We start from the raw sequence: 23,902 nt of genomic DNA, 5'->3' as shown, positions 1-23,902 counted from the left end.
ATAATGTCCGGGTGCGAATTAGAGGACCAGGCAACAAGCCAACCAAAACGGTTTTGATTCCCACCGGGTCCTTACATTCAAAGTTAACCACAATTTGGGATTAAATCTTCCCTATTTGAAAAAATAGTAACCGAACGGGAAAAAAACAAACTCGAAACCGCAGACTACCGCAGCCTTTACCGTGCTACAATTTTTTAAGGCATGCGACATTTGTACAATTTCCGCCGGAGGTGGGCCCCTATTTTTGTCCTGTCCTTCAGGCCCGTCCCGGATGGTGATCTCATCTTCCGAGTCAGATTACTCCGTTCCGCCAGATTGATTCCAGATTTCCGGCTGTATCGGGTGTCTCCGTGGGACCGGCCAGGACCACAGACTAATCGTATAACCTAAAACTGAAATTATGAAAAAAGTATTAAAGATCGCAGGTATCATTCTTGGCATTGTGCTGGTACTGATCGGAGGTTTCGCGCTCTACATCAACGCCACCGGTATTCCGTCTTACGACTTAGAGCTTCCGGAAAATTACGCGGTCAGTGCCGACAGCGCCAGCCTGACCAATGGAGAAAAACTGGTCCGGCTAACCTGCATGGACTGCCATATCAATTACGAAAATCAATTGTTGGAAGGGAAAAAGATGTTCGACGTGCCGGCCTCCTTCGGCGAGGTCTGGTCCGCCAACCTGAACCACCCGGAGACCGGCCTGAAAAGCTATTCCAACGAAGAACTGGCCTACCTGCTGCGCACCGGTGTAAAAAAAGATGGAAAATACGCTCCACCGTGGATGGTTAAATTTCCCAACATGGCCGACGAAGACCTGCGGGACATTATCGCCTTCCTGCGTTCGGATCATCCCATGTTGCAACCTTCGGAGGTCCGCCAACCGGCTCCCAGGCCCAGCTTCCTCGTGAAGTTCCTTTCGCACGTAGCTTTCAAACCTTTCCCCTATCCGCAGCAGGAGATCGCGCTCCCAAATGCCGGAGACCAGATAGCCCGGGGACAGTACGTAGCGGACGCCGTAGCCGGTTGTTTTTCCTGCCATTCGGCGGACTTTACCACGATTGATGAATACACGCCCGTCAATTCCGCCGGTTACTACGGGGGCGGTAACCTGCTGAAAGATGCCGCCGGCCAGGATATCTATTCGGCCAATCTCACTATGCACCCGGAAACCGGTATCGGCAACTGGAGCGAGCAGCAATTCATCGATGCGGTCAAGTGGGGGAAAGGCCCCAAATATCCGGTAAGGGTACCGATGCCGAAATATACGGATCTGACCGACGATGAGATCAGGGCCATTTTTGCCTACCTGAAAACCATCCCGGTGATCGAGAACTCCGTGGACCGGACCCGGTGATCAGCCGGAGTGGTGGTGCCGGGCCGAAGCACTGCATTGCAGCATCACCGCATTATTCCCATAGAGTATCGTAGCATTATTGCTAACTTTACGGTTCATCATGCTATCACTCAACTTATGAAGAAAATTAAGGTACTGCTGATCGCTTCTCTGTATTGTATCAGCCTGAATGCCTGGTGGGATCCGGGACACCTCGTAACGGCGATGATCGCCTACATGAACCTGAACGAAGACGCCAAAGCCCGGGTAGACGAGCTCACCGGCGTTCTGCAGCGGGATTACCCCTACATGAACCACTTCATCACCACCGGTCCCTGGCCGGATGACCTGAAGGTGGAGGGCGTTCGGGCCTACGACACCTGGCACTATACCAACCTCCCCTGGATGCGGGATAATGTAGCGATACCGGACCAGCCGGAGATCGATATCCTCTGGGCCATTAACCAGATGGTACGGCAGTTGGAAGACAACCGTCCCCGCGATCTGGAAGCAGCGCGCAGTCTGGCTTTTCTGGTCCACTTTGTGGGCGATATCCACCAGCCGCTGCATTCTACTTCCGTGTTTACCAACGAGCAACCCGCCGGCAATATCGGTGGCAATGCCTTCCCGCTGGAAGGTACCTGGAATAACCTGCATGCCCTCTGGGACGACGGTTGTGGTTTTCTGAGTAGTTACAATGATATTGCTCCCTACCGGGAACCCAAGAAGCCATTAACGGACGAGCAGCTCCAACGCATCGAAGGACTGGCCCAGGACCTGATGAAAGAATTTCCCCGCTCGGCCATTACCGGCATTGAATGGAGCGATCCGGATTTCTGGGCCCTGGAGAGCCACAAACTGGCCGTAAAATATGGCTACCGCGGCGTGAACGGAGAAAATGATCGCGGCCGCTTCGTGTATCTGGAGCCGGGTGGCACACCCTCCGAGCGCTACCTGGAAGCCGGGCAACGCGTGGTACGCGAACGCCTGACCGCGGCGGGTTACCGGCTGGCCGATATGTTGAACGAGGCACTCGGGGCGAAAGACTAAGCCGGCTTTAGAGATATTTTGTGCCCAGCGTCAGCTTAAGGGGTTGAGCAAGTGTTGAAACTTGGTTAATTTGATTTTGGAATCAGCATTTTCCTGCAAACCGGAATTGGTCGTTGGTGACTGATTCCGGTTTACAAGCGGGCAGGCGTTTTTGGAGCGTAACAAGATGGCGCTTTGAACATATTCCAGATCAATTTATTTACAATGAATAAATCCGTTTACCAAACACTACGATACTGCCAATCCAAAGCCTATGAAAACACTGGGGATGATCGGAGGTACTTCCTGGCACTCCACGATCGAATACTATCGATATATCAATCAATTGGTCAATGAAATAACGGGCACTCCACCCGCCAATCCACCCTTATTATTATACAGCCTGAATGTCGATCTTATGCGACGGGGAGACTGGGAGGAGATCAATGAAGCCTATCAAAAAATAGCACTGACTTTACAGAACGCCGGAGCGGATGCCCTCCTGATCTGTGCCAATACGCCCCACAAAGTAGTTCCGCACATCGAACCGGTATTGGATATCCCCTTCATCCACATTGCCGACGCTACCGGCGAAGCGGTCCGGGATCTTGGTCTTAACCGGCTGGGATTGTTAGGGACCCAACCGGTAATGGAGGAAGATTTTATACGAAAGAGATTGCAAGATAAATTCCAGATCCGCACGCAGATCCCAGATGGGGAGATCAGGGAAGAGGTCCATCGGACTATTGCAGAAGAACTCACCCGGGGTATTTTTGAAGAGACAACCAAGGCATTTTATCTAAAGGAAATGCAAAAATTCAAAGCCGATGGAGCAGACGGTATTATCCTGGGCTGTACTGAGTTGCCGATGTTGATCAAGCCGGAAGATTTCGATCTACCTTTACTGGATACCACCTATTTACATGCTAAAAAAGCCGTAGATTTCATTCTGAGCTAATGCGCCCCGCTAACACATCATGGGCCAGGTCATTACTTTGGTCAGATTGGTGGTGTGCGCTATCCGGCCAGTTCTCCGGGATACCGTATGGGTTGACCTCTGGACTTACGCTAAAGGCTTTTCAACAGCTAAAAGGTTGCGCTCCACCTGGATTAGTCATCCCGGCCAAATGGAAAAAGGTCGGAATGCGTCCGGGAAGCAGTCATCAACGAATCCAGCTCACGAACTTTTTCGGGGTATTCATCGGCCAGGTTTTGGCTTTCGCCCAGGTCAGTACTCAGATCATAAAGTTCGAGGCCACCTTCGGGATGGGTGATCGCGTCGGTTCTGACTGCTTTCCATTTCCCCTGACGAATGGCCTGAGAACCGGTACCTTCGTGAAACTCCCAGTAAAGATGGGCGTGTTCTTTTTGCTCTGTTTCACCCAGTAAAGTCGGCACAAAACTGATCCCGTCGGTATTTTCCGGAGGGGCTACCCCGACCAGTTCTGCAAGTGTAGGCATGAGATCCCAGAATGCGCCCAAATGATCGGAAGTGGTATTGGGTTCGATCTTACCCGTCCACCTGGCTATCATCGGTTCGCGCATCCCTCCTTCGTACAGATCGCGCTTGGCTCCCCGGAGCGGGCCGTTGCTATCAAAAAAATCGGTAGTCGGATGATTGTTGAACGGGCCGTTATCGGAGGTGAATAGGATCAGGGTATTTTCCGCCAGGCCGAGGCGGTCGAGCTGATCCAGCAGTGCACCGATGCAGCTGTCCATACGGGTGATCATCGCGGCGTAATCTTTGTGCGTTTTCGGCCAAGGGCGATCCTCGTAAATGCCCTGATCCGGCACTTCAAACCGCATACTGTCCGGCTGCTCTCCGTTATCGTGCGGGGCGGTGATGGGGAGGTACAAAAAGAAAGGCGTATCCTGATTTCGCTGAATGAAGGCTTCCGCTTCCTCAAACAGCAGATCGCCGGAATATTCCCGTTTTTGAGTGGAATAACTTCCCAGACCACCGTGCCAGGCCGACGTATCCAGGTAGTTCACCTCATTGTCCAGAAAAACCTTTTCATTGTTCTTCCAGAGGTATTCCGGATAGTAATTATGGGCGAGTACCTGATCGGTATAGCCGTAAAAAAAATCCCAGCCATGCCGCAAAGGATTACCGGAGGTATTGGGATTACCCAGCCCCCATTTCCCGATCATGCCGGTGGTGTAGCCGGCTTCTTTCATTAGTTTGGCAATGGTATACGTCCCGGCCGACAGGGGTTGCTGACCGTTTCTGCGCCCATTTTGCAGGTTGCCTCTGATCTCGGTATGCCCGGTGGTCAGTCCGGTGATCAATGACGAACGGGAAGGGGCACAGACGGAAGTACCGGCATAAAACTGGGTAAATTTCAGGCCCTGCTCCGCCATCTGATCAAGTCTTGGTGTCTGGATCCTTTCCTGCCCGTAAACACCGACATCTCCATAGCCCAGGTCGTCCGCCATGATAAAAATGACGTTTGGTTTTGCGGAGTCTACGGGGTCGTTCTCCTGGCTACAGCGGGAAAAGAGGACCACGGTGAAAAGGAATAAGGTCAGGGTAAGGATCGAGGTATTTTTCATTTTTAATAAGTTGCAGGTAAGCTTACAAAGTAATCAAAAAAACACACTCCTTTTGCCTGACGTTGATGAACTGATTCACCGTCCATTAGCCCAACAACCCCGGCAATCTCCAGTAAAAGCATTGGATCTCATATGGCCTCGGCTTGGATCAGTAATAAACAGATCGAAAAAACCATCCATAAGGAATAATTTAAATCTGTGCTTCGCTCGGCCGGATTGAAAGACGGCTCAGAGGGCGTGGTATTCACACCGGCAATCTCCTAACTTGAAAACATAAAAAAATACCTGGCCTGTTCCGCATTCGAATAGTTGACCGGCAATTTCAGATATCTCAGCTTGGACACGACCGGATACAAGGCCAGTTTATTGCCTGATTTTTTTTATCCTAAAACTCCATAAACATCATGAGGTTTGTCACTTTACTTTTTATCTGCTCTTTTTGCTCTTGCTTTTCTCTGCTCGCGCAACTCCGCCTGAATGTAGAGGGCGACGCGAAGATTTCCGGGCGACTTGACATCGCCATCGGTAACGATCTATTCATCGGATCCAATGCGGGATTAATGGATCCCGGATCTAATGCCGGTAATGTATTTCTGGGTCTATCCGCGGGGAGATTAAATCAAACCGGTAACCAAAATACTTTTATCGGTAATTTATCAGGTTACAATAACCAGAGTGGTACCAACAATACATTCCTCGGCTATCAAAGTGGTTACAGCAATCAGCAGGGCAATTCCAATACCTTTGTGGGCAATTTAACCGGCTCGATTAATAGCGTAGGCAGTGAGATCACCCTGATAGGAACGGCAGCCAATGTAGGTTATTCAGGCCTGATTAACGCCACAGCCATTGGGGCCAATGCCCAGGTCGACCTCGACAATAGTCTGGTTCTGGGCAACAATGCAAATGTAGGTATCGGCACTTCCAGTCCGGGCGCCAAACTGGAAGTAGTGGGTAATCGAATACGCCTGGTATCAGCTACCAACTCGGGAAAATTGCTGGAATTACGTACGGATGGCGGCGCCGTGGACGTCACCGCTACCGGCGGACAGTTATTTCTGACGGGTAATAACGGAGCTGGCGTGATGATGCAGCAATTTAGCGGTAATGTAGGCATCGGTAATGATACCTCCCCGGACTTCAAACTGGAGGTGGTCGGTACCGCCGGCAAACCCGGCGGCGGCCTGTGGAGCGATGCTTCCGACAAGCGACTGAAAACCGATGTAGAGGATTTCGAAGACGGGTTGGAACAGATCCGCCAGATCCGCCCGGTCTGGTATCGATTCAGGGGAGACTTCGACATGCCGACCAAAGATCGTTATGTCGGTGTCATCGCCCAGGAAATGCAAAAGGTGGCCCCCTATACGGTCACGCCCTACCGGGATACCGATCAAAAGAGCGGAAAGAGCGGCGATTTCCTCAGCTACAACGGTACGGCCGTCATCTATATGCTCGTTAATGCAGCGCAGGAGTTAGCCGATCAGGTAGACGGGCAACAAAAGATCATTTCTGAACTACAGTCCGAGATCACTGAGCTGCATACGCTGGTCAGAGCGCTAAAGGCTGGACAAAACCAAACTCCGGATCAAGTCCGGGAGATAACACTTGAGCAAAAGGCGCGCCTCTCACAAAACTTCCCCAACCCCTTCCACGAACGTACGCTGATTGATTATTACCTGCCGGAGACTGCACACCAGGCGCAGCTGGAGATCCGCACCATCGACGGCAAAGTGCTCGAAACAATTGCACTGCCCCAAACGGGGGAAGGACAGTTACAGATCAAGGCCGCTCGGTTCCCGGCGGGGACTTACCTGTATTCCCTCGTCGTCGACAATGAAGTGCTGGATACCAAACGGATGGTGTTGACGAAATGATGGCCTAAGATACAGTAATGTTGCACTACGGCAAGTACAGACTGCTTCGAAGATCATACTCGCTGCATTGATCTGCTACACGCACGGGAGAAAGATTTTGTAAAATCGACCGCTTGGTGTGCGACTTCTCCAAAGTCGACCCAGGAGATCATTTATAGGCAACCATGCTGCAACTTCTCCGAAGTCGCGGTAATCGGGACAAAACTTCGCAACAGCAGGCTTCGGTAGTACTGACTGCCACTCATATAGAAGACTTCGGAGAGGTCGAAGCTCGGTTGCCATAGAGAATGGATCAATCCGACTTTGGTAGAAGTCGTACATCCTTGTTCATTACGATAAAACAGCCACATTCAATCCAACCATTCAAAAACCATTTTCTTGCCCCTTTCAATCCCAAATTCGTCAATCAGGGCCTCGTACTCTTGCCGGAAAGAGCTCTTTTGATGGTGTTCCTTTTGACGAGGTACATAGTCAATGACCCTTTTCTTATTGGAATGCCTGTGGGAAAACACACCATATCCATTTTGCCAGGAAAAAGGAAATTTTGACAAACGATTATCCTTAATGAAGGCGTTGCTGGCCTTCTTGATCTCCCGAACCAGGCTGGAAACCGACTCACTCGGTTTAAGCCCTACAAACAGGTGGATGTGATCAGGCATGCCTCCGATGGCCAGCATCTTGTGTCCGCGTTCCCGAACGATACCCGTAATATACTGGTGTAATCGATTTTCCCATGCCGGCTGGATGAGCGCCTGCCGGTGTTTGGGAGTAAAGACAATATGGACGTACAATTGGGAAAAGACATCAGCCATAGCGCGTTTTTTTTGATAAAGATATGGTGATTGGCTAGAGATGTCAAGACATGGGTTTTGAGTACGACTTCTCCGAAGTCGAACCGGGGCATTACTTACGGGCAACCAAGCTGCGACTTCCCCGAAGTCGCTTATAAAAGCAATATTACTTCCTCCCTACGGCCAGGTGGCAGCAATCCAATATATCCTTGGTGAACGGAAGGCTATTGATGGCCTCGTGCAATAATAACGAAAGCCTTTGCATAAATAGCGAAAGTGCTTGCAAGCGGTATGGTCTAATTTTAAAGCAGCAAAAATGTATGCCATACCATGAAAAGTGTTTACCCCTTTTTTTATTTATTGCTGGGCTCGCTTTCCCTAAGCGCTCAGCTGAAAGTAGATGGTTTTGCCCAACTTAGCGGTGGATTGGAGATACAAAACAATACCGTTAATTCTTATTTTGACATTGACCGCTTGGGTACTAACTTCCAAGACTTTTTTCTTCTCGTAAATACGGATAGGGGGGCTATAAGTAGCGATAGGGCTATTAGTATGCGTTATACTCCCTCGACAGGACTTCGTGTTGGTATCGGAAATTTGAGTCCGGAAGCTCTATTACACGTGCGCGGTGAATCCATAATTCAGGACGAAAATAAACTCCTTACCCTTCGTTCCAATGGAGACAATGCTTTCCTTGCTTACGAATACAGAGGCGGTTTTTCCGGGGCCAATATTGGATATTTCTATGATGTCGGCGAGCCCTATTATTATATCGATATGCCCGATGGTCTCTTCGGAGAATTTATCATGCTGACGGATGGAAGAATCTTCCAAAACGGCTCGCTGATCCACTCCGACCGGAGGTTGAAGTCCGATATTCAACCGATCCACAATTCGATGTCCACTATACAACAGCTGCGGGGCGTTTCTTTCCGCTATAAGTCCGAATACACGAAAGGGCAAAAATCCGCTTCGGAACCGACGATCGGCCTGATTGCCCAGGAAGTAGAGGAAGTATTGCCGCAACTGGTGCAGGAGCGACCGGACGGCTACAAAGCGGTGAACTACACCGGCTTGATCCCGCTATTGATCGAAGCCGCAAAAGAACAGCAAAAGGAAATTCAGCGCCAACAGCAGCAAATCAGCGAGCTAACATCCGAAGTCACTGAACTACGCGCCCTGGTGGAGCAATTGCTGACCGGGCAAAACCAAACTCCAGTACAAAACCCAGTAAGAGAACCCAAACCACAAGCGCGCCTCTCTCAAAATTTTCCTAATCCTTTTCACGAGGATACGCAAGTAGACTATTTCCTGCCGGAAAATGTCCAAAATGCCCGATTGGATATTTATACGGTAGCGGGAAAACTGATCGAATCGATTCCATTATCGCAGTCCGGCAACGGTGTGATCACTTTCCGCGCCGGGCGTTTGCCGGCGGGCACCTATCTGTATTCGCTGGTAAGCGGAGATGTGGTCCTGGATACCAAACGGATGATATTGACCCATTGAGTAAAGGGTGCTACTATGCTCAGTTGGTTCCACCCTAAAAGAGCCTGGAAGACCTAAGCATTGCCAGGCTATGTACAGATAATTTAAAAAAATCAGAATGATGTATTTAAGAAGATGTTCGTTTAACAAACAGAAGGTTGTACTATCATTTATCCTTGCCTTTCTGACATTACCACAATGGTCATTTACTCAATCAGGTGAAGAGTTGAATGCCCAACAAATTTTTGAAAAAATCGTCCAATATTATGATCCCGATGGGATTTGGAATGGATTTTCGGGTCAAATGCAAATGACCTCCTTAATGAATGGAGTGCTAACGCTCCAGGAAATAGCGATCAATAACAATACTGATACTTACACCTGTATCAGGACGCGTGAAGATGGAGTTTATATAAAAGGTGTTGAAAACGGGTCATCTTTCTTTTCTATAAATGGAAAAGCATATACGGCAGATGAAATCCCGGAGAAATATCAAAAATATCCATACAGTTTATCTGAATATTATGCCCAAACCTATAAAGAACATCACACCTTTCATTTTAGCATACCCTTAGCATTAAAAAGTGCCGGAGCAATCCCATTAGATGGAGTTGCCAAGAAATATTTATTTGGGCGACAATGTAGTGCTATTACCTTCCAGGAATATCCCAATCATTTTGAACAAGGCTACTATGGAATCCCAATTACGCTTTATGTATTACCCGAGGAAGGCTATAAAATTCACGCTGTTCATTTAGACAACGGCTATGGTGAACCTAAAGAAGGGTTAATCATATTATTTGACGGAGAAATTAAGGTTGAAGGGATCAAAGTTCCGGCAAGCAAATTAACCTTCTTTGCGGGTAGTCTCCAGTTTTTCATTGCTGATGTCTTTGAAAATAATTGACTATTTCCTGTCGGAAAACCTCCAAAACGCCCGATTGGATATTTATACGGTAGCGGGGAAACTGATCGAATCGATCCCATTACTGCCGGCCCCCTACCTTTTGCATTCGCTCCTAAGCGGAGATGGGGTAATGTACACCAAACAGATGATGCTTACCAAAGCAAGCTTCCAAGTCGCTCCCTTCTCTCCCCATCTCCTTATCTCCGTGTCACCTCCCTCTAGACTTCGTAGTTGCCCCTAAAATTTGAGTGACCGGCCATTTTAGACTGTTGAAACGCCGTTTGCGGCATTCGGCGCTTGTTCCCGGACCGGGATCATCCGTGGCTGTCGCTCGCTCGCCGGGACGGCACTTCCAATCATTTTCCTTTTCGGTCAAAGCCCCAGACCTGTAAACTTGTAGTACACCCAGTATTGAAGTTGTTTAAAGTTTCCTCACTTACCTACGCACAAAGCATTGCGGCTCCTGACTTCAGCTATTTTTCGCTCCGTACCTTCCAGGTACGAAACTCAAAATGAGCTTCGTCAGTAACCACAAGCCATTGCGCTCGATGAAAGCAGAAAACCTTAAACAACTTCATTCATAAACACCAGTAAAACAAGTTTCATGTCAAAGGAAAACACCCCACAAGGATACCGAAGTAAACTTCAAAAGAAACTACACGCCTTAGGACTGGATGTCGGCTACATCCGCGGAGAAGGCGATCTGCTGTACCGGAAAACTGCCGGGGGCGAGACACAGGTCCTGGACCTGGTCGGCGGTTATGGAGCGAACTTCCTGGGGCATTCCCACCCCCGTTTGTCCGCCACCATTTCCGATTTTTTTCAGCAACAATTGCCCATTTTTATTCAGGGTTCCATCGGGCCGGAGGCGGAGGCCCTCAACCGGCAATTACGGGACCTGATCGGCGATTATCGGGTCATCCTGACCAATACCGGTGCGGAGACCGTAGAAACCGCCGTCAAACACGCCATCCTGGAAAACGGTAAACCCCGCTGCCTGGCCGTTGTGAACGCCTACCACGGTAAATCCCTGGCCACCCTTTCCTTTTCGGAAGTACACAACGAACCCTTCCGGCGTAGTGATCTGCAAATAGATTTTCTGGATCCCTACGATCCGCAAACCTGGGAACGGGCAATGGATACCATCGATGAGGTATCTTTCGCTATCGTCGAACCGATCCGCGGAGAGGCCGGCATTATTCCCTTACCCCCGGCTTTCGTCGAATGGCTGAATCAGGTCACCGCCCAGCACAATATCCCCATTATCGTCGACGAGATCCAGACGGGGCTGGGGCGCACCGGCAGTTTGCTGGCCGCCGATCAGATCGGTTTGCGCAAAGATTACATCTGCCTGTCCAAAGCCCTGGGCGGAGGCGTGGCCAAGATCGGTGCCCTGCTGGTAAGTGAGGAGCGGTTCGTGGAGGAATTTTCCATTTTGAACACCTCTACTTTTGCCGACGACGGCCTCAGTACGACCATCGCTACGGAAGTGCTCAGGATCATTGCCGAGGAAGACTTGCCGGGCAGATGCCGGGATAAAGGAGCGTTGCTGAAAACGGAACTCCTGAAGGTACAGGCCGACTACCCTTCCGTCATCCGCGAGATCCGGGGAGAGGGTCTGATGCTCGGTATTGAGTTTGGGTCCCAGGAACAGTCCGCGTCCAACCTGCTGCGCATCCTTTTCGGATCCGGCTATTACGGATACGTCATCGCCGGGCATCTGCTGCACGAACACGGGCTCCGCGTGATGCCGACCCTGAGTAACCCCAATACCCTGCGGATCCAACCGTCCGCCTATATCTCAGCGGGGAACATTTATAGGTTCCTGAACGGGCTGAGAGCGGTCTGTGAGATCATTGACAAGGCGGATGCCGGCAGTCTGCTGAGCTATCTGGTCGATCGCCTGGTGGAGCGGATTACGGATTATCGGCAAGTCGACATTTTTGAACATCAGCCCCCGGCGGGCGATCAGAAAGTAGCCTTTGTCGGTCACTTCATCAAGGCGGAAGATCTGGTCCTGTGGGATCAGTCCTTTGTCGACTGGTCCGTTCCGGAACTGGAAAAGCTCATCAGCCGGACGGCTAGATTTCTGGACCCCGTCATTTTTGATCAGATCAACGTCAAAGCTCCCGGCGGCGCCAGTGTCCACCTGAATTTCATCGGACTGTTCATCGATTCCCGCGAGATCGAGCGCGCTTACCGCTCCGAAGATTTTCAGTGGATCGTGGAGAAGATCCAGCACGCCGCCGATATTGCCGAAGCGGCCGGCTGTCAGGTACTGGGGCTGGGCGGCTTTACTTCCATCCTGACCCGGAACGGCCGTTGGGTAAAAACCCGCAGGATGCGGGTTACTACCGGTAATTCCCTGACCGTCGGTTTCGGCCTGAAAGCGATCTACGAAGCCGCCCGACGCAAGCAGGTGGCCATCGAAGATTCTAGTGTAGCGATCGTCGGAGCCGGTGGCAACATCGCCAATACCTACGCCGAACTGCTGGCCGGAGAAGCGAAAGAGATGGTATTGATCCCGCGCAAACTCAACAATCCGGCCATTGCCGATCTGGAGCAAAGGTTACTGAGATACAATCCGGATCTGAAGATCACGATCACCGATCAGATGGAAGCTATCAAAGATTCGGCTATTGTGGTGACTTCTTCCAATTCGGCCCGCCCGGTCATCCATCCGGAACATCTTTCCAGCCGCAGCCAGATCATTTGTGACCTGGCGGTGCCGCAGGATGTGGATCCATCCGTCCGGCTAATCTATCCGGATCTTTTACAGATCATGGGTGGAGTGGTTCGCCTGCCAGAGCCGAATGATTTCATCGTTGGAGGTATTCCCCTACCCAGCGGCCACATCTTTGCCTGCATGGGAGAGACCGTGGTGATGGGCCTGGACGCTTGCCAGCACTTTTCCGGTTCCATCGGATCCGTACGGCCGGAGGATGTCTGGCTGACCCTGGATCTGGCCGATCAATTCGGCTACCAGCTGGGCCATTTTAAGGAAGAGCGATCGTACTAATGCGATGAATTACAGCCGATAATTGGCAGCTAAGTTTTCCGGTGCTATGGTGTTGATTTGTGGAGACACCATAGCATCCAAAAATACCGTTTTCCGTCATTTCCTGAGATTCCCAATAGCCCAAGACCGCCAATCTCCAATTATCACATTTTACGCCAAGCATTAAGTCAGCCTGTTGACGCATAAAACTGTCACGTTCACTAGCTGGAGGTGGCCCTTCCCCGGCCTTGCCTATACCTTGCAGGTATTCGCTATCGCAAGCTTTGCGCCGGATCACAGCAGGTTGGGTTCAATCTTTCGGCTTACGAAGCCCCATTATTCATATCGCTATCGGATCGATAGCTGACAAAATCTGATTAACATGAAAAAATCTACTATTCTTTTTTTGAGCTTATTATTTTCCTTTTCGCTTTCCGCACAATTTCAGCTTAAAGTTGCAGGTGACGCGCAAATCCTGGGCCGCCTGGAGCTTGCCCAGAACGGAACCAATGTTTTCGTGGGTAAAAGTGCCGGTTCTGTCACCAGTAACGGGATCGCTAACGGTTTTTTCGGTCATTCAGCCGGACTCAAAAACGTGTCGGGAAGTTATAATACTTTTCTGGGCGCTTTCTCCGGATATGAAAATACGGAAGGACACAATAATGTTTTTATTGGCGGACAAACGGGAAACACCAATGTGGATGGTAGCGAAAATGTTTTTATTGGTTTATCCGCCGGTTATGGAAACATTCACGGCAACGCTATTACTTTGTTGGGATCGAGAGCCAATGTAAGTTCGGATGATCTGACCAATGCAACGGCTATCGGTTACTATGCCGAGGTCGCCCAGAGTAATAGTATGGTATTGGGATATAATGCTAATGTAGGTATTGGTACCAGTGCACCGAGCGTCAAACTGGAAGTAGTAGGGAAGCGCATGCGATTGGTATCTTCTGCTAACAACCAAAAGTATTTGGACTTTCGTACGGATGGAAACGCCCTCGACATTTCCTCCAATGGCGGTCAACTCTATCTATCCAGCAACAATGGAGAGGGGGTTATGATGGAACAGTTTAACGGCAATGTCGGCATCGGTAATGACTCCTCCCCGGATTTCAAACTGGAGGTAGTCGGTACGGCCGGCAAACCCGGTGGCGGCCTGTGGAGCGACGCTTCCGACAAACGCCTGAAAACCGACGTGGAGGATTTCCGGGATGGCCTGGAACAGATCCGTCAGATCCGGCCGGTTTGGTACCGGTTCAAAGGCGATTACAATATGCCGACCAGAGAGCGCTATGTCGGCGTTATCGCCCAGGAAATGCAACGGGTGGCGCCCTATACCGTCACGCCTTACCGCGATACGGATGAGAAGAGCGGCGTCAGTAGCGAGTTCCTCAGCTATAACGGCACCGCCGTGATCTATATGCTCGTCAATGCCGCGCAGGAACTGGCGGAGCAGAACGATGAACAAAAAAAGACCGTGCATCAATTGCGGACCGTTGTTGAGGAACAGCAACAGCAGATCGAGGATTTGCAGGACATGGTCCGGCAATTAGTAGCGGCCAATCAACCGGCCGTACAGGAACTGGAACTCCACAAGTCAGCCGAACTGTCCCAAAACCACCCAAATCCCTTCCACGCCACCACTACCATTGATTACTTTTTACCGACAGACGCCGCAAATGCCCGGCTGGAGGTCTACAGCCTGGGCGGGCAGTTACTGACGGTGCTTCCTCTGACGGAAAAAGGGAAAGGCCAGGTGCAGCTCAAAGCGGGCAGCTTTCCGGCGGGTACCTACCTGTATTCCCTCATCGTCGGTAGTGAAGTACTGGATACCAAACGAATGGTGCTGACCCGGTAGAGATTATCTGCCGAGCGGCATAACCGGGCTACCTGATCTGATCTTTGAAATTGAGGTAAACCAGCCGAATTTGGGAAACATGAATCACCCCGAATTTTATAAAGGCGGTGTATAACCTCAGAGAGGTCGAATATTCGTAGAATTTAGCCTGGACAAGCGTTTTCCGACCTCAGGGAGGTCGCACATTTACCACATTGCTCCATGTTGTGCGACCTCCCCGAGGTCGAAACCAGCATTTCGACTATTTTTCTACGAATGTTTAACCTCTACGAGGTCATTTTTGAGTCCTGAAAAAATTCAGGATGACTGATGTTTTAGATAGCAATTCATAAACATTTTGAGCAGAGGAAACAGCTGATCGTAAAGTGCCGGGGTCAAAATGAGCCTATGCCCCCTGCCTGTCCCGGAATGCCGTAGGGCTTTCGCCAAAAACTTCCCGGAAACACTGGGAGAAATAAGCGGGGGTCTTAAAGCCGGTGCGGAAGGCAATTTCCGATACCGTTAGCGAATCGTCCGCTAACAGTTCTTTTGCCCGTTGCAGTCGAACGTGGCGGATGTACACCGCAGTGGACATGTCCGTCAGTGCCTTGATCTTGCGGTAGGTCTGGGAGGGGCTCAGGTGCAAATGTGCTGCGAGGTCGGCGCCCGAGAAGGATTCGTCTTCCATGTGCTCCAGGGTAATACTTTCGGCCCGGGCGATAAAGGCATCCACCGGGTCGGCGGGCAGGGGTTCATCCGGCTTATGTCCGCTTAGCGCAGTGGTGTATTTTAGCTGTAAAGTAGCCCGAAGCGCCAATAATTGATCCAGGCGCGCCAGCAGTTCTTCTTTAGCAAAGGGTTTGATCATATAGGCGTCCGCTCCCTGGCGGATGCCTGTGACTTTATCCGTAACGGTGGCCCGGGCGGTCAGCAGGATGATGGGGATATGATTAGTGCGCTCATCATTTTTCAACCGCTCACATACCTCAAAACCATCCATTTCGGGCATCATTACGTCCGAGATGATGATATCCGGAATGTGTTCGACGGCCAGTTCGGTCCCCTTTTTACCATCCGGAGCGTACAGCAGGCTGTATTGTCCAACCAGACAGTGCTGTAAATATTCCGCTACATCGGCGCTGTCTTCGATAATGAGAACGGAGGAAAGCTCGGCTGAAGTCTCCTTCGGCAAAACGGTCACCGGGGAACCTGACGCCTCTGTTTCTTTCGGCCTTAAAACAGGAATTTGCTTACTGAGCATGGGGGCCTTACGGGTTTTCGGTATTTGAACCCAAAATGTACTGCCCCGGCCGGCCTGACTATCGACACCGATCCGCCCTCCCATTTGCTCCACCAGTTCTTTGGTGAGCGTCAGCCCGATACCAGTACCGCCAATGGTCGACTCTTCGGTCGATTGGACCTGATAAAAGCGTTCAAAAACAGCTTCCTGTTCCTGGGTAGAAAGGCCGATCCCGGTATCTTTTACTTCCAGGTATAAAAACGACTTTTCCAGTTCCCGGGCTAGTCGGAAACGAACGCTCACCTTCCCGTTTTCCGGCGTAAACTTGATCGCATTGGAAATCAGGTTCGACAAAATGATGGCTATCTTTTCACTGTCGACATCCATAACCAGCGTGTCAATTTCCGAATCGACACAAAAATCGATTCGCTGCGACTTCGCCAGGGACTGGAAACTTTCACAAACGTATTTGATGTAGGGAACAATGTCCATCTGCACGAACTGCAAGTGCATTTTGCCGTGTCTTAATTTATCCAGTTCCAGCAGTTCATTGACCAGCTTTAAAAGACTTGCTCCGTTGCGTTTGATCATTTCGGCAGCGTGGAGCGTTTTCGGCCGGTCTTCATTCGTGGATTGTATCGTCTCCGACATCCCCAGGATCACCGTGATCGGTGTACGAAACTCGTGGGTGATATTCGCGTAAAAGCGCGATTTAAAAGCATCCAGTTCCTGCAACCTTCTCGCTTCCTCCCGGGCCAATTGGCGGGAAAGGTGAAAACGATATAGCGCATACAGCAGATAAGTGGCCAGCAAAATATAGATGAGAATAGCCCAGCCCGTTTTCCACCAGGGGGTGGCAATGTTAAGATCAAAGGTGAGTATTTCGGGATTCCACTGTCCTTCATTATTGGCGGATCTCAGTTTAAAAGTATAATCCCCGCTGGGCACATTCGTGTAAAACACTTCCCTCCGGTCCTGAGTGTAGACCCAGTCCGGATCAACGCCTTCCAGTTGATAGGCGAAGGAGTCTTGCATCGGCAGGGTGAAGTTAATATTCGAGAACCGGATCGAGAAGAAATTCTCCTGGGGAGCCAGGTCGATCTGCGACAGGAGGTGTAAAGGCGCTTCCGTCGCCAGGGGCCGGTCAAATACGGCAAAGCCTTCGAGATAAGGAGCGGGAAGCTGTTCATTCAGCAAAAGCGAATCGGGATGAAAAAGCTGAAAGGCTCCGGGTTCGCCAAAATACATACGGCCGTCGTCCAGTCCATTTAAGCTAACGGCCCGGTCGGAAAGTCCGTAGGTTTTATCAAAAGTTCGAAAACTCCGGGTCTGGGGGTTGAAACAGGATAGCCCCGTAATACTACGCAGCCAGAGGTTTCCCCGCTGATCGGCGGCACCGCTCCATAACTGGTTTCCCCACGGCAGATCAATTACCTGTACAATGCCGGCTTCCGGATGGTCAGGAGAAACTTCCATCAAACCGTGGTGATCACTGAGGAACCACACCCGCCCGTTCGCATCCTCCAGTACGTCTACAAAATCAATGATGGTAGCAGTATCCTGCAGGGCCCAGGGATAATTGTAGATCGTATCGCGTGCGTAGTCGTACACACTGAAACCAGTAATCGAATTGATCCACACATTTCCGCGCCGATCTTCAACCAGATGGCTCAGACTGATGTAATGATCGGGATACAGTGTATCCTGTAGTTCCTCGACGTAACGGATCTTCCCAGTCGACGTCCACCGGATCAGACCGTGATCACGGGAACTGAACCAATAGGAACCATCCGAGTGTTCCAGAAATACATCGGCGCTTACCCGCGGATCCGGCCAGATATCCAGAGATTCCATTTTGTGGCTCCCCGGGTCAAATAAGTGCAGGCGGTGTTGATTGGTCAATAAAAGAATCTTTCCGTTACTCAGGGGATGCAGGGAAGTTGGAAAGATACGACCGGACTCTTCCAGAGCCGGAATTTCGAATACGGACCAATCCCTCTCCTTTTCGTCATAACGGTAAATACCTTTCCCTCCATAGACCGCTAACCAAAGCGCGTTCCTTTTTTCATCCCGTGCGATCGATTTTACGTCACCACCCAATTCCGGGATCAGATCCGGCGGGAGTTGATGTTCGGTAAATTGCTGCAAAAGGGGATCAAAAAAAGTAAAAATATCCTGGGACCAGGTATAGATGCGCCCCTGATCATCGACATATTTACAACCGTAGATCAGGAAGCTCTGGTAGTCATTTTCCAGATACTTCCCCAAAGTCCAGCTATCCAGATGTAGTTTTTGGATACCTCCCGCACTCGTTATCCACAGCGTCTTTTCGTCTACGGGGACAATGGCGTCGATCAGGCCGTGGTGGCGATCCTTGAGCAGACCGGCCGGCTGGGAAAAGGTCTGAAGTTCCGGATCAAAACGCACCACTCCCCCACCCCAGGTACCCAGCAGTAAAAATCCCGTGGGGTGCTGATAGATCGTACGGATACTGTTGACCGCATTATTCAGATTTGCTCCCAGGTCAAAAAAGAAACGGCGAAATTCATGAGTGATCACATTGAAGCGCAGCAGACCGGAAATGCTTCCGATCCAGAGTATGGAATCGTTATGAATATCCTTTCTACGGGAAAGCAGGGTGTTCACCCGCTGCACGCCGACCTGCTCCTTTTCTTCCGGGAGGATCGTATAGGTTAATTGCAGTAAGGTATCCCGCTCAAACGGTCGGAAAGCCAATCCTACCCCCTACCCATCCATAAGCCTTCGGTATCGACCTGCAACCAGTTGACATGTCGGTTGAAGTGTCCTTCTCCGCCCGCAAAGGTCGAACAAGTGTAGGTTTCGAGGTCCAATTGCAGGATGCCGTATCCCCAGGTAGCCAGCCATAGTACCTGTCGATCCCCGTCCAGCCAAATATCACGAACAGATTCGACCTCGTCTCCGTCGACGCACAAAGGGATCCGCGTAAAGGCAGCCCCGTCGAAACGCAGCAAACCGCCCCGGCCGCCGATCCACATAAAACCGTAGTCATCTTTGACCACAACGCTGGTACTTTCCAGCGGATATCCGTTTTGTTGGCTGTAGGTGACCGGATTGTGGAAATAGGTGTACAGTGCGGCTGCCCCTCTGGAAGACGGTCCCAAGTCCACTGGTATTTGGGCTGGAAGGTTCCCCGACCAAAACGGCAGGAAAAGTAAAGACACGCAGAGCATCTGACGAGCAATAAGCTGCATTAAGATTGATTTACCATTCACTTTCGTTGAGATGGGGCTCCCGTGTAATACTTTGGGAAATTAGAATTTTTTGGCGGATTTGTAAAATTAGTCTTGCTCACCTGACTACTTAGCCGCGATCTTCGCCGGAAAAAAGATCCACCAACAGCATGCCCACCTCCGCCGGATGCAGCGACGGGCCATCTAGCGTCGGCAAAGTAAGCGGATAGTGTTCCGCAAAACTTGCTGAGCAGAAAACACATAAAGAACTATATCCATATGTTCCACAGGATCACGACTTTAGCTAAATAAATGTGTACTCTGGTCCTCTACATTGCCATCTTATATTTATTTTCACCGGGGACCGATCATTTGCTACTTCAAATGCGTTCAATAAATTGGGAATCAGCCCGAATGGAGTAAACCGCCTTATGGTCGAAGACGAACAGAGTTCAAATTACAGATTCAGACGCCTGTCCAGGATAATACTGGTCATTGTGACGGCCATTTTTTTATTGCTGGTCATCGGCTGGCATATCCTGCGATCCGACCATAAGTTCGTCATTCGTAAAGTCCAGGAAACTGCCCTGTCCTATTTTGATATCCACCTCCAGCTGGAAGGTTACCGCCTGGAATGGGCCAGTCCCTACCCGCTCATTCGCTTTCAATTACGCGGCCTGAGCATCGCTTCCAAAAGAAACCCGAAGATAGAAACGTTGCGGATCAACCGCGCCATGTCGGAATTCAATCCCTGGGATCTGATAACCGGTGATTTCCAGGCTCATCCGTTCAAACTGGATAGCGCGTGGGTCCATTTGTACAATGACTCTCTACAACAACAGGAGTACGAAAAACTGGAACGCCCGCGTGGCGGCCAGGGGGTGAGCTTTGAGCTCAGCGAGCTGCCGGCGATCAGCGCCAACTATCTGGATTTTCACCGCGAAGACAATTACCGCCACAAGTGGCAATGGGTAAAGTTCAGCCGCTTACAGATGGAACCGCGGCCCAATGAAAAAGACGAATGGTGGCTGTATGTAAAAACCGACAGCCATTTTGAAGGCCTGGTATTCAAAGAAGCCGACGGCGGCTTCCTGATGGATACGCCCGCCCGTATGGAAATGGAATTTGCGGTGACTGACGACGGACATACGCTGCAGTGGGAAAATTCGAAACTAACCGTAGGTCGCAATACCTTTAACCTCCGGGGACAGTACCACTGGGCGGATACCAACCAGATCCAGTTGCAGATCAGCACCGACGGCATTATGGTAGACGAAGCGCTGCCGCTGCTCTCCGACAAGCTCAACACCACTCTGGGTGGCATTCAGGTGGATCAACCCGTTCGCACGGACTTTTCTTTATTTAATCTGATCGTTCCGGATCGGAAAGAAGCTATTGAAGTGGAATTCCTTACGCGGGACGCTACCATCCGGTACCAGGGCACGGACCTGACCTCGGCCGCCGTCAGCGGTACTTTTTCCAATGATTGCGATCAGGACGGCCTGGGCGACCCGGTCACCAGCTGCATCAATCTGCACCAGGTGGACGGAGATATATTCGGAGTGCTGCCTACCCAACTGCAGGGCGTGATCAACAATATGGAAGATCCGCAGGTGGAAGCGGCCGGCCGCATGGACATTGACCTGCCGCGCCTCAACGTGCTGCTTGCCGAAAAGAACAAAGCAACGTTTGCCTCCGGTCAGGCCATCGTGAACTTTCGTTACGATGGTTCCCTGCTCAGCGCCATCGACGCCCCCTTTGAAGACCGCAATGTGCGGGTGGAAGGAGACGCTATTTTCAACGAGATCACCCTGGCCACCGCCGATCGCAGCATCAGTTCGCCTTCCTTGTCCGGTTACCTTTCTTTCGATCAGCGCCAGACCCTTCTGGAAGATATCGACCTGAAATGGATGGGGGCCAATATCCAGCTCAGCGGCCAGATCAGCAATCTGCCGGAGTTTTTCTTTTACGATGACCAAACCCTCATCAGTAACCTGGGACTGCATTTTGACCAGCTCGACCTGAACCGCTTTTCCCGGACCGGCACGTCCCAATCCACCGGCAAAAAAAGCCCGGCACCCGACGGGCAACGCATGGAAGAAATTGCCCGGCAGCTCGCGAATAACGTCAACGGAAGCATGCATCTGCGGATCGATAAATTGATCTATGATACTTTATACCTCACCGATCTGACCACCCGGTTCCGCCTGTTTACGCTCCGCCGGGAGGACTATGCGGATTCATCGATGGTCCGGATGGATAGTCTGCGGGCCAATTTCATGGGCACTGCCCCTATATTCGCCAGCCTGAAGGTATCGCGGGAAGCGACTCCGGAGGTGGAAGCCATTGTTGAGTTACCGATCGCCGTGCGGGCTGCCAACCAGTTCCTGCCTCCGGAAATGAAGATCACCGCGGGGCGGGCCAGAGCTGATCTGGTGGCCCGGGTGCCGCTGCGCTCGATATTTGAGCAACAGCAATTACCGAATGACCTGCGTTACGAAGGCAATATCGTTCTGACCGGCATCGAACTGGCCAAATCTGACTGGTCCGAACAGGTCCGGAGCATTTCCGGCCCCATCCGATTCGACAGTGAACAACTGCTGCTGGAGGACATCCTGTTTGACTACCGGGGCGAACCGTTCACCTTGACGGGCACGATTCGGGACTATGCCCCCTTCATCCGGGCCGCAGATCAAAAAGCAACCATAGACCTCCGGATGAACGGACGATCCCTTGACCTGCGTAAAGGGAGCTCAGCTAACGCATCGACTACAAAGGGTAGCAGCAAGATGCTCTCTCCGCCCGAACTGTTCCGGTCATTGGAAAAAATATACGATTACGGGACGGGAGCCGTTCATCTGGATCTGAATCAGGTATTGACGGATCAACGTACCATCCAGCCCTTTCAGGTCACCGGCCGTATCCTCCCGGACGCCGCCGGACCGGATCAATACCAGTTCCGGGTAGACAGTTTTAACCTGGGTTTGGAAGCAAATAACTATTTCAAAGGCAGCGCCGTGATCGAACACCCGGACGAGCCGGTGATCACCGCCCGGGTAGATGCCCGCCTGGATTTCCACCAATTGGGTCAACTGCTTCCCTCCAAATATATCGAAATGAGGTCCGGGGAATTCCTAATGGACCTGCAATACCAATCCCCACTCTACGATACCCTGAACGCCAAAAATTATCTGCTTGAGGCCAATATTGACGGGAACGCCCAACTGGTCAACGGCGAGTTATTTTACAACTACCGCGATTTCTCCTTTAAGAACCTGACCGGCGATTTCCATTTCGATCAAAAGGCGCTCTACATCAAAAAGCTCGCACTGGAAGTGAACGGCAACCAACTCGTCGCGAGTGGGAGATCCAACGAATTTTTCTCCTTCTTTGTCCTTCCCGACCAGCAGGCGCATATCGCTCTGGACGTCCGTTCGCCCCGATTTGATTTTGGTGGCTTCACCGCTCCGCATGGCCTGGGCAAAGACACCCTGCGCACGCTGCGCAAAGCCTCTAAATTGCTGGCACCGCAGATCACAGGGGTGCAAACGCCCGACACCACCAATACCCTCAAGCAAACCGTCGGCTACATCGACCAGTTACTCGACCGGGGTACCGTTGAAATGAGCACCGACTTTCAGGAAGTGATTTACGAAAACTTTTCGGCCCACCGGGTCGGGGGTCGCATTTCGCTCGCACCGGACAGTGTTCAGTTGCACAATCTGCAGATGGACGTCGCCGACGGCACCTTCAGTATCGCGGGGCTCATCTCCAATATCGTCCGCCACGAACCGAAGATGGAAGTCTCCATCGAAATGGATGAGAACAACGTTCGCGAGATCTTCCGCCAGTTCGATAACTTCGGCCAGAAAGAGCTGGGCTATAAAAACCTGGAAGGGCTGATCTCCGCCAACCTCGACATCCAGGCTGACGTGAACTCCAACTATTCCATCCTGCCGGAAAGCATCAGCGGGGATATGAAAGTCAAACTCGCCGGCGGCGAACTGGTGGATCTGAAACTTTTTGACAAACTCTCGGGCTTTCTGTTCCGCAAACGAAAAATGGAACACGTCATTCTCGATACGCTGGAACTCAACGCGCATATCCGCGGCAGTGACGTTTACGTGGATAATTTCTACCTCCACTCCAGTCCTTTCGATTTTAAGGCCATCGGTCGTTACAGCCTCGGCGCAGATAAAAATACCCGGGTACTGTTCACCCTGCCGATCGGTAACCTCTTCAACCGGCACGTTTCTCTGGAAGAGATGCAGGAAGGCGATTCCAAACGCTTCCATCTCATCAATATCCTGATCGAAGCCCGCTACAAAAAAGGGAAAATGCGTTTCATCTGGAAGCCATTTGTGATCAGTAGAAAGAAATACCAACCGGAAGAGTAAGCGGGCAATTCATCATTTTCTCACTTTATTTTTTGCTGGAAATGGCCGAAATGCCGTATTTTGCTGCTCTTTTTTGCCCCAATATATCAGGATTCAACTATGATGCCTGCTTAAATGGGCCCCATCCCCTGGGGATTTAATCCCCACTAAAATATTTTGTAGCAGATAGTGGCATTGTGAAATGGAGCTATTGAGCGCGAAAATGCCAACGCCTGGGACCTGAGCTACGGCCTTTGTATT

General features: G+C 50.9%; 13 protein-coding genes. 9 read left to right on the top strand and 4 right to left on the bottom strand.

The window, feature by feature from the left end:
• Positions 1–400 precede the first annotated feature (400 nt).
• From CRP01_RS04065 to CRP01_RS04055, 3 genes are all read left to right on the top strand, one after another.
• Positions 401–1,354 (top strand): cytochrome c, encoded by a 954-nt coding sequence (locus tag CRP01_RS04065; protein WP_099148728.1) that lies wholly within the window; start codon positions 401–403, stop codon positions 1,352–1,354.
• 117 nt (positions 1,355–1,471) lie between these two features.
• Positions 1,472–2,383, top strand: a complete 912-nt coding sequence (locus CRP01_RS04060) for a S1/P1 nuclease (RefSeq protein ID WP_099148727.1) — start codon at positions 1,472–1,474, stop codon at positions 2,381–2,383.
• A gap of 253 nt (positions 2,384–2,636) precedes the next feature.
• Positions 2,637–3,320: an aspartate/glutamate racemase family protein gene (locus tag CRP01_RS04055; protein ID WP_099148726.1), complete on the top strand. Its 684-nt coding sequence runs from the start codon at positions 2,637–2,639 to the stop codon at positions 3,318–3,320.
• Positions 3,321–3,472: 152 nt separating this feature from the next.
• Here the strand turns inward: CRP01_RS04055 and CRP01_RS04050 are convergent, their stop codons facing one another.
• Positions 3,473–4,915: an arylsulfatase gene (locus tag CRP01_RS04050; protein WP_099148725.1), complete on the bottom strand. Its 1,443-nt coding sequence runs from the start codon at positions 4,913–4,915 to the stop codon at positions 3,473–3,475.
• A 404-nt stretch (positions 4,916–5,319) separates the two neighbouring features.
• Between CRP01_RS04050 and CRP01_RS04045 the strand changes: the two genes are divergently transcribed.
• Complete coding sequence (locus CRP01_RS04045; protein ID WP_099148724.1) at positions 5,320–6,789, top strand: tail fiber domain-containing protein; 1,470 nt, start codon at positions 5,320–5,322, stop codon at positions 6,787–6,789.
• A 350-nt stretch (positions 6,790–7,139) separates the two neighbouring features.
• Here CRP01_RS04045 and tnpA read toward each other — a convergent pair whose 3' ends face one another.
• Positions 7,140–7,601 (bottom strand): IS200/IS605 family transposase, encoded by a 462-nt coding sequence (tnpA, locus tag CRP01_RS04040; RefSeq protein ID WP_099148723.1) that lies wholly within the window; start codon positions 7,599–7,601, stop codon positions 7,140–7,142.
• Between the two features lie 576 nt (positions 7,602–8,177).
• Between tnpA and CRP01_RS04035 the strand changes: the two genes are divergently transcribed.
• From CRP01_RS04035 to CRP01_RS04020, 4 genes are all read left to right on the top strand, one after another.
• The gene (locus tag CRP01_RS04035; RefSeq protein WP_170110211.1) at positions 8,178–9,089 is read left to right on the top strand and encodes a tail fiber domain-containing protein; all 912 of its coding nucleotides are present in this window, start codon (positions 8,178–8,180) and stop codon (positions 9,087–9,089) included.
• Positions 9,090–9,186: 97 nt separating this feature from the next.
• Complete coding sequence (locus CRP01_RS04030) at positions 9,187–9,975, top strand: DUF6503 family protein (protein WP_099148721.1); 789 nt, start codon at positions 9,187–9,189, stop codon at positions 9,973–9,975.
• A 604-nt stretch (positions 9,976–10,579) separates the two neighbouring features.
• Positions 10,580–12,994 (top strand): aminotransferase class III-fold pyridoxal phosphate-dependent enzyme, encoded by a 2,415-nt coding sequence (locus CRP01_RS04025; protein WP_099148720.1) that lies wholly within the window; start codon positions 10,580–10,582, stop codon positions 12,992–12,994.
• Positions 12,995–13,355: 361 nt separating this feature from the next.
• Positions 13,356–14,834: a tail fiber domain-containing protein gene (locus tag CRP01_RS04020; RefSeq protein ID WP_099148719.1), complete on the top strand. Its 1,479-nt coding sequence runs from the start codon at positions 13,356–13,358 to the stop codon at positions 14,832–14,834.
• Positions 14,835–15,219: 385 nt separating this feature from the next.
• Here the strand turns inward: CRP01_RS04020 and CRP01_RS04015 are convergent, their stop codons facing one another.
• Both CRP01_RS04015 and CRP01_RS04010 read right to left on the bottom strand, forming a co-directional pair.
• The gene (locus CRP01_RS04015; RefSeq protein WP_099148718.1) at positions 15,220–18,789 is read right to left on the bottom strand and encodes an ATP-binding protein; all 3,570 of its coding nucleotides are present in this window, start codon (positions 18,787–18,789) and stop codon (positions 15,220–15,222) included.
• A gap of 2 nt (positions 18,790–18,791) precedes the next feature.
• Positions 18,792–19,286 carry a hypothetical protein gene (locus CRP01_RS04010; RefSeq protein WP_143473260.1) on the bottom strand — a complete coding sequence of 165 codons (495 nt, stop codon included), beginning with the start codon at positions 19,284–19,286 and terminating at the stop codon, positions 18,792–18,794.
• Between the two features lie 476 nt (positions 19,287–19,762).
• Here CRP01_RS04010 and CRP01_RS04005 point away from each other — a divergent pair, with 476 nt between their 5' ends.
• Positions 19,763–23,662 carry an AsmA-like C-terminal region-containing protein gene (locus tag CRP01_RS04005; RefSeq protein ID WP_170110210.1) on the top strand — a complete coding sequence of 1,300 codons (3,900 nt, stop codon included), beginning with the start codon at positions 19,763–19,765 and terminating at the stop codon, positions 23,660–23,662.
• The last annotated feature ends 240 nt before the right edge of the window (positions 23,663–23,902 follow it).

Source organism: Flavilitoribacter nigricans DSM 23189 = NBRC 102662, from assembly GCF_002646595.1.
GTDB classification, from domain to species: Bacteria; Bacteroidota; Bacteroidia; order Chitinophagales; family Saprospiraceae; genus Flavilitoribacter; species Flavilitoribacter nigricans.
This window is presented reverse-complemented; position numbering and strand designations above follow the sequence as displayed.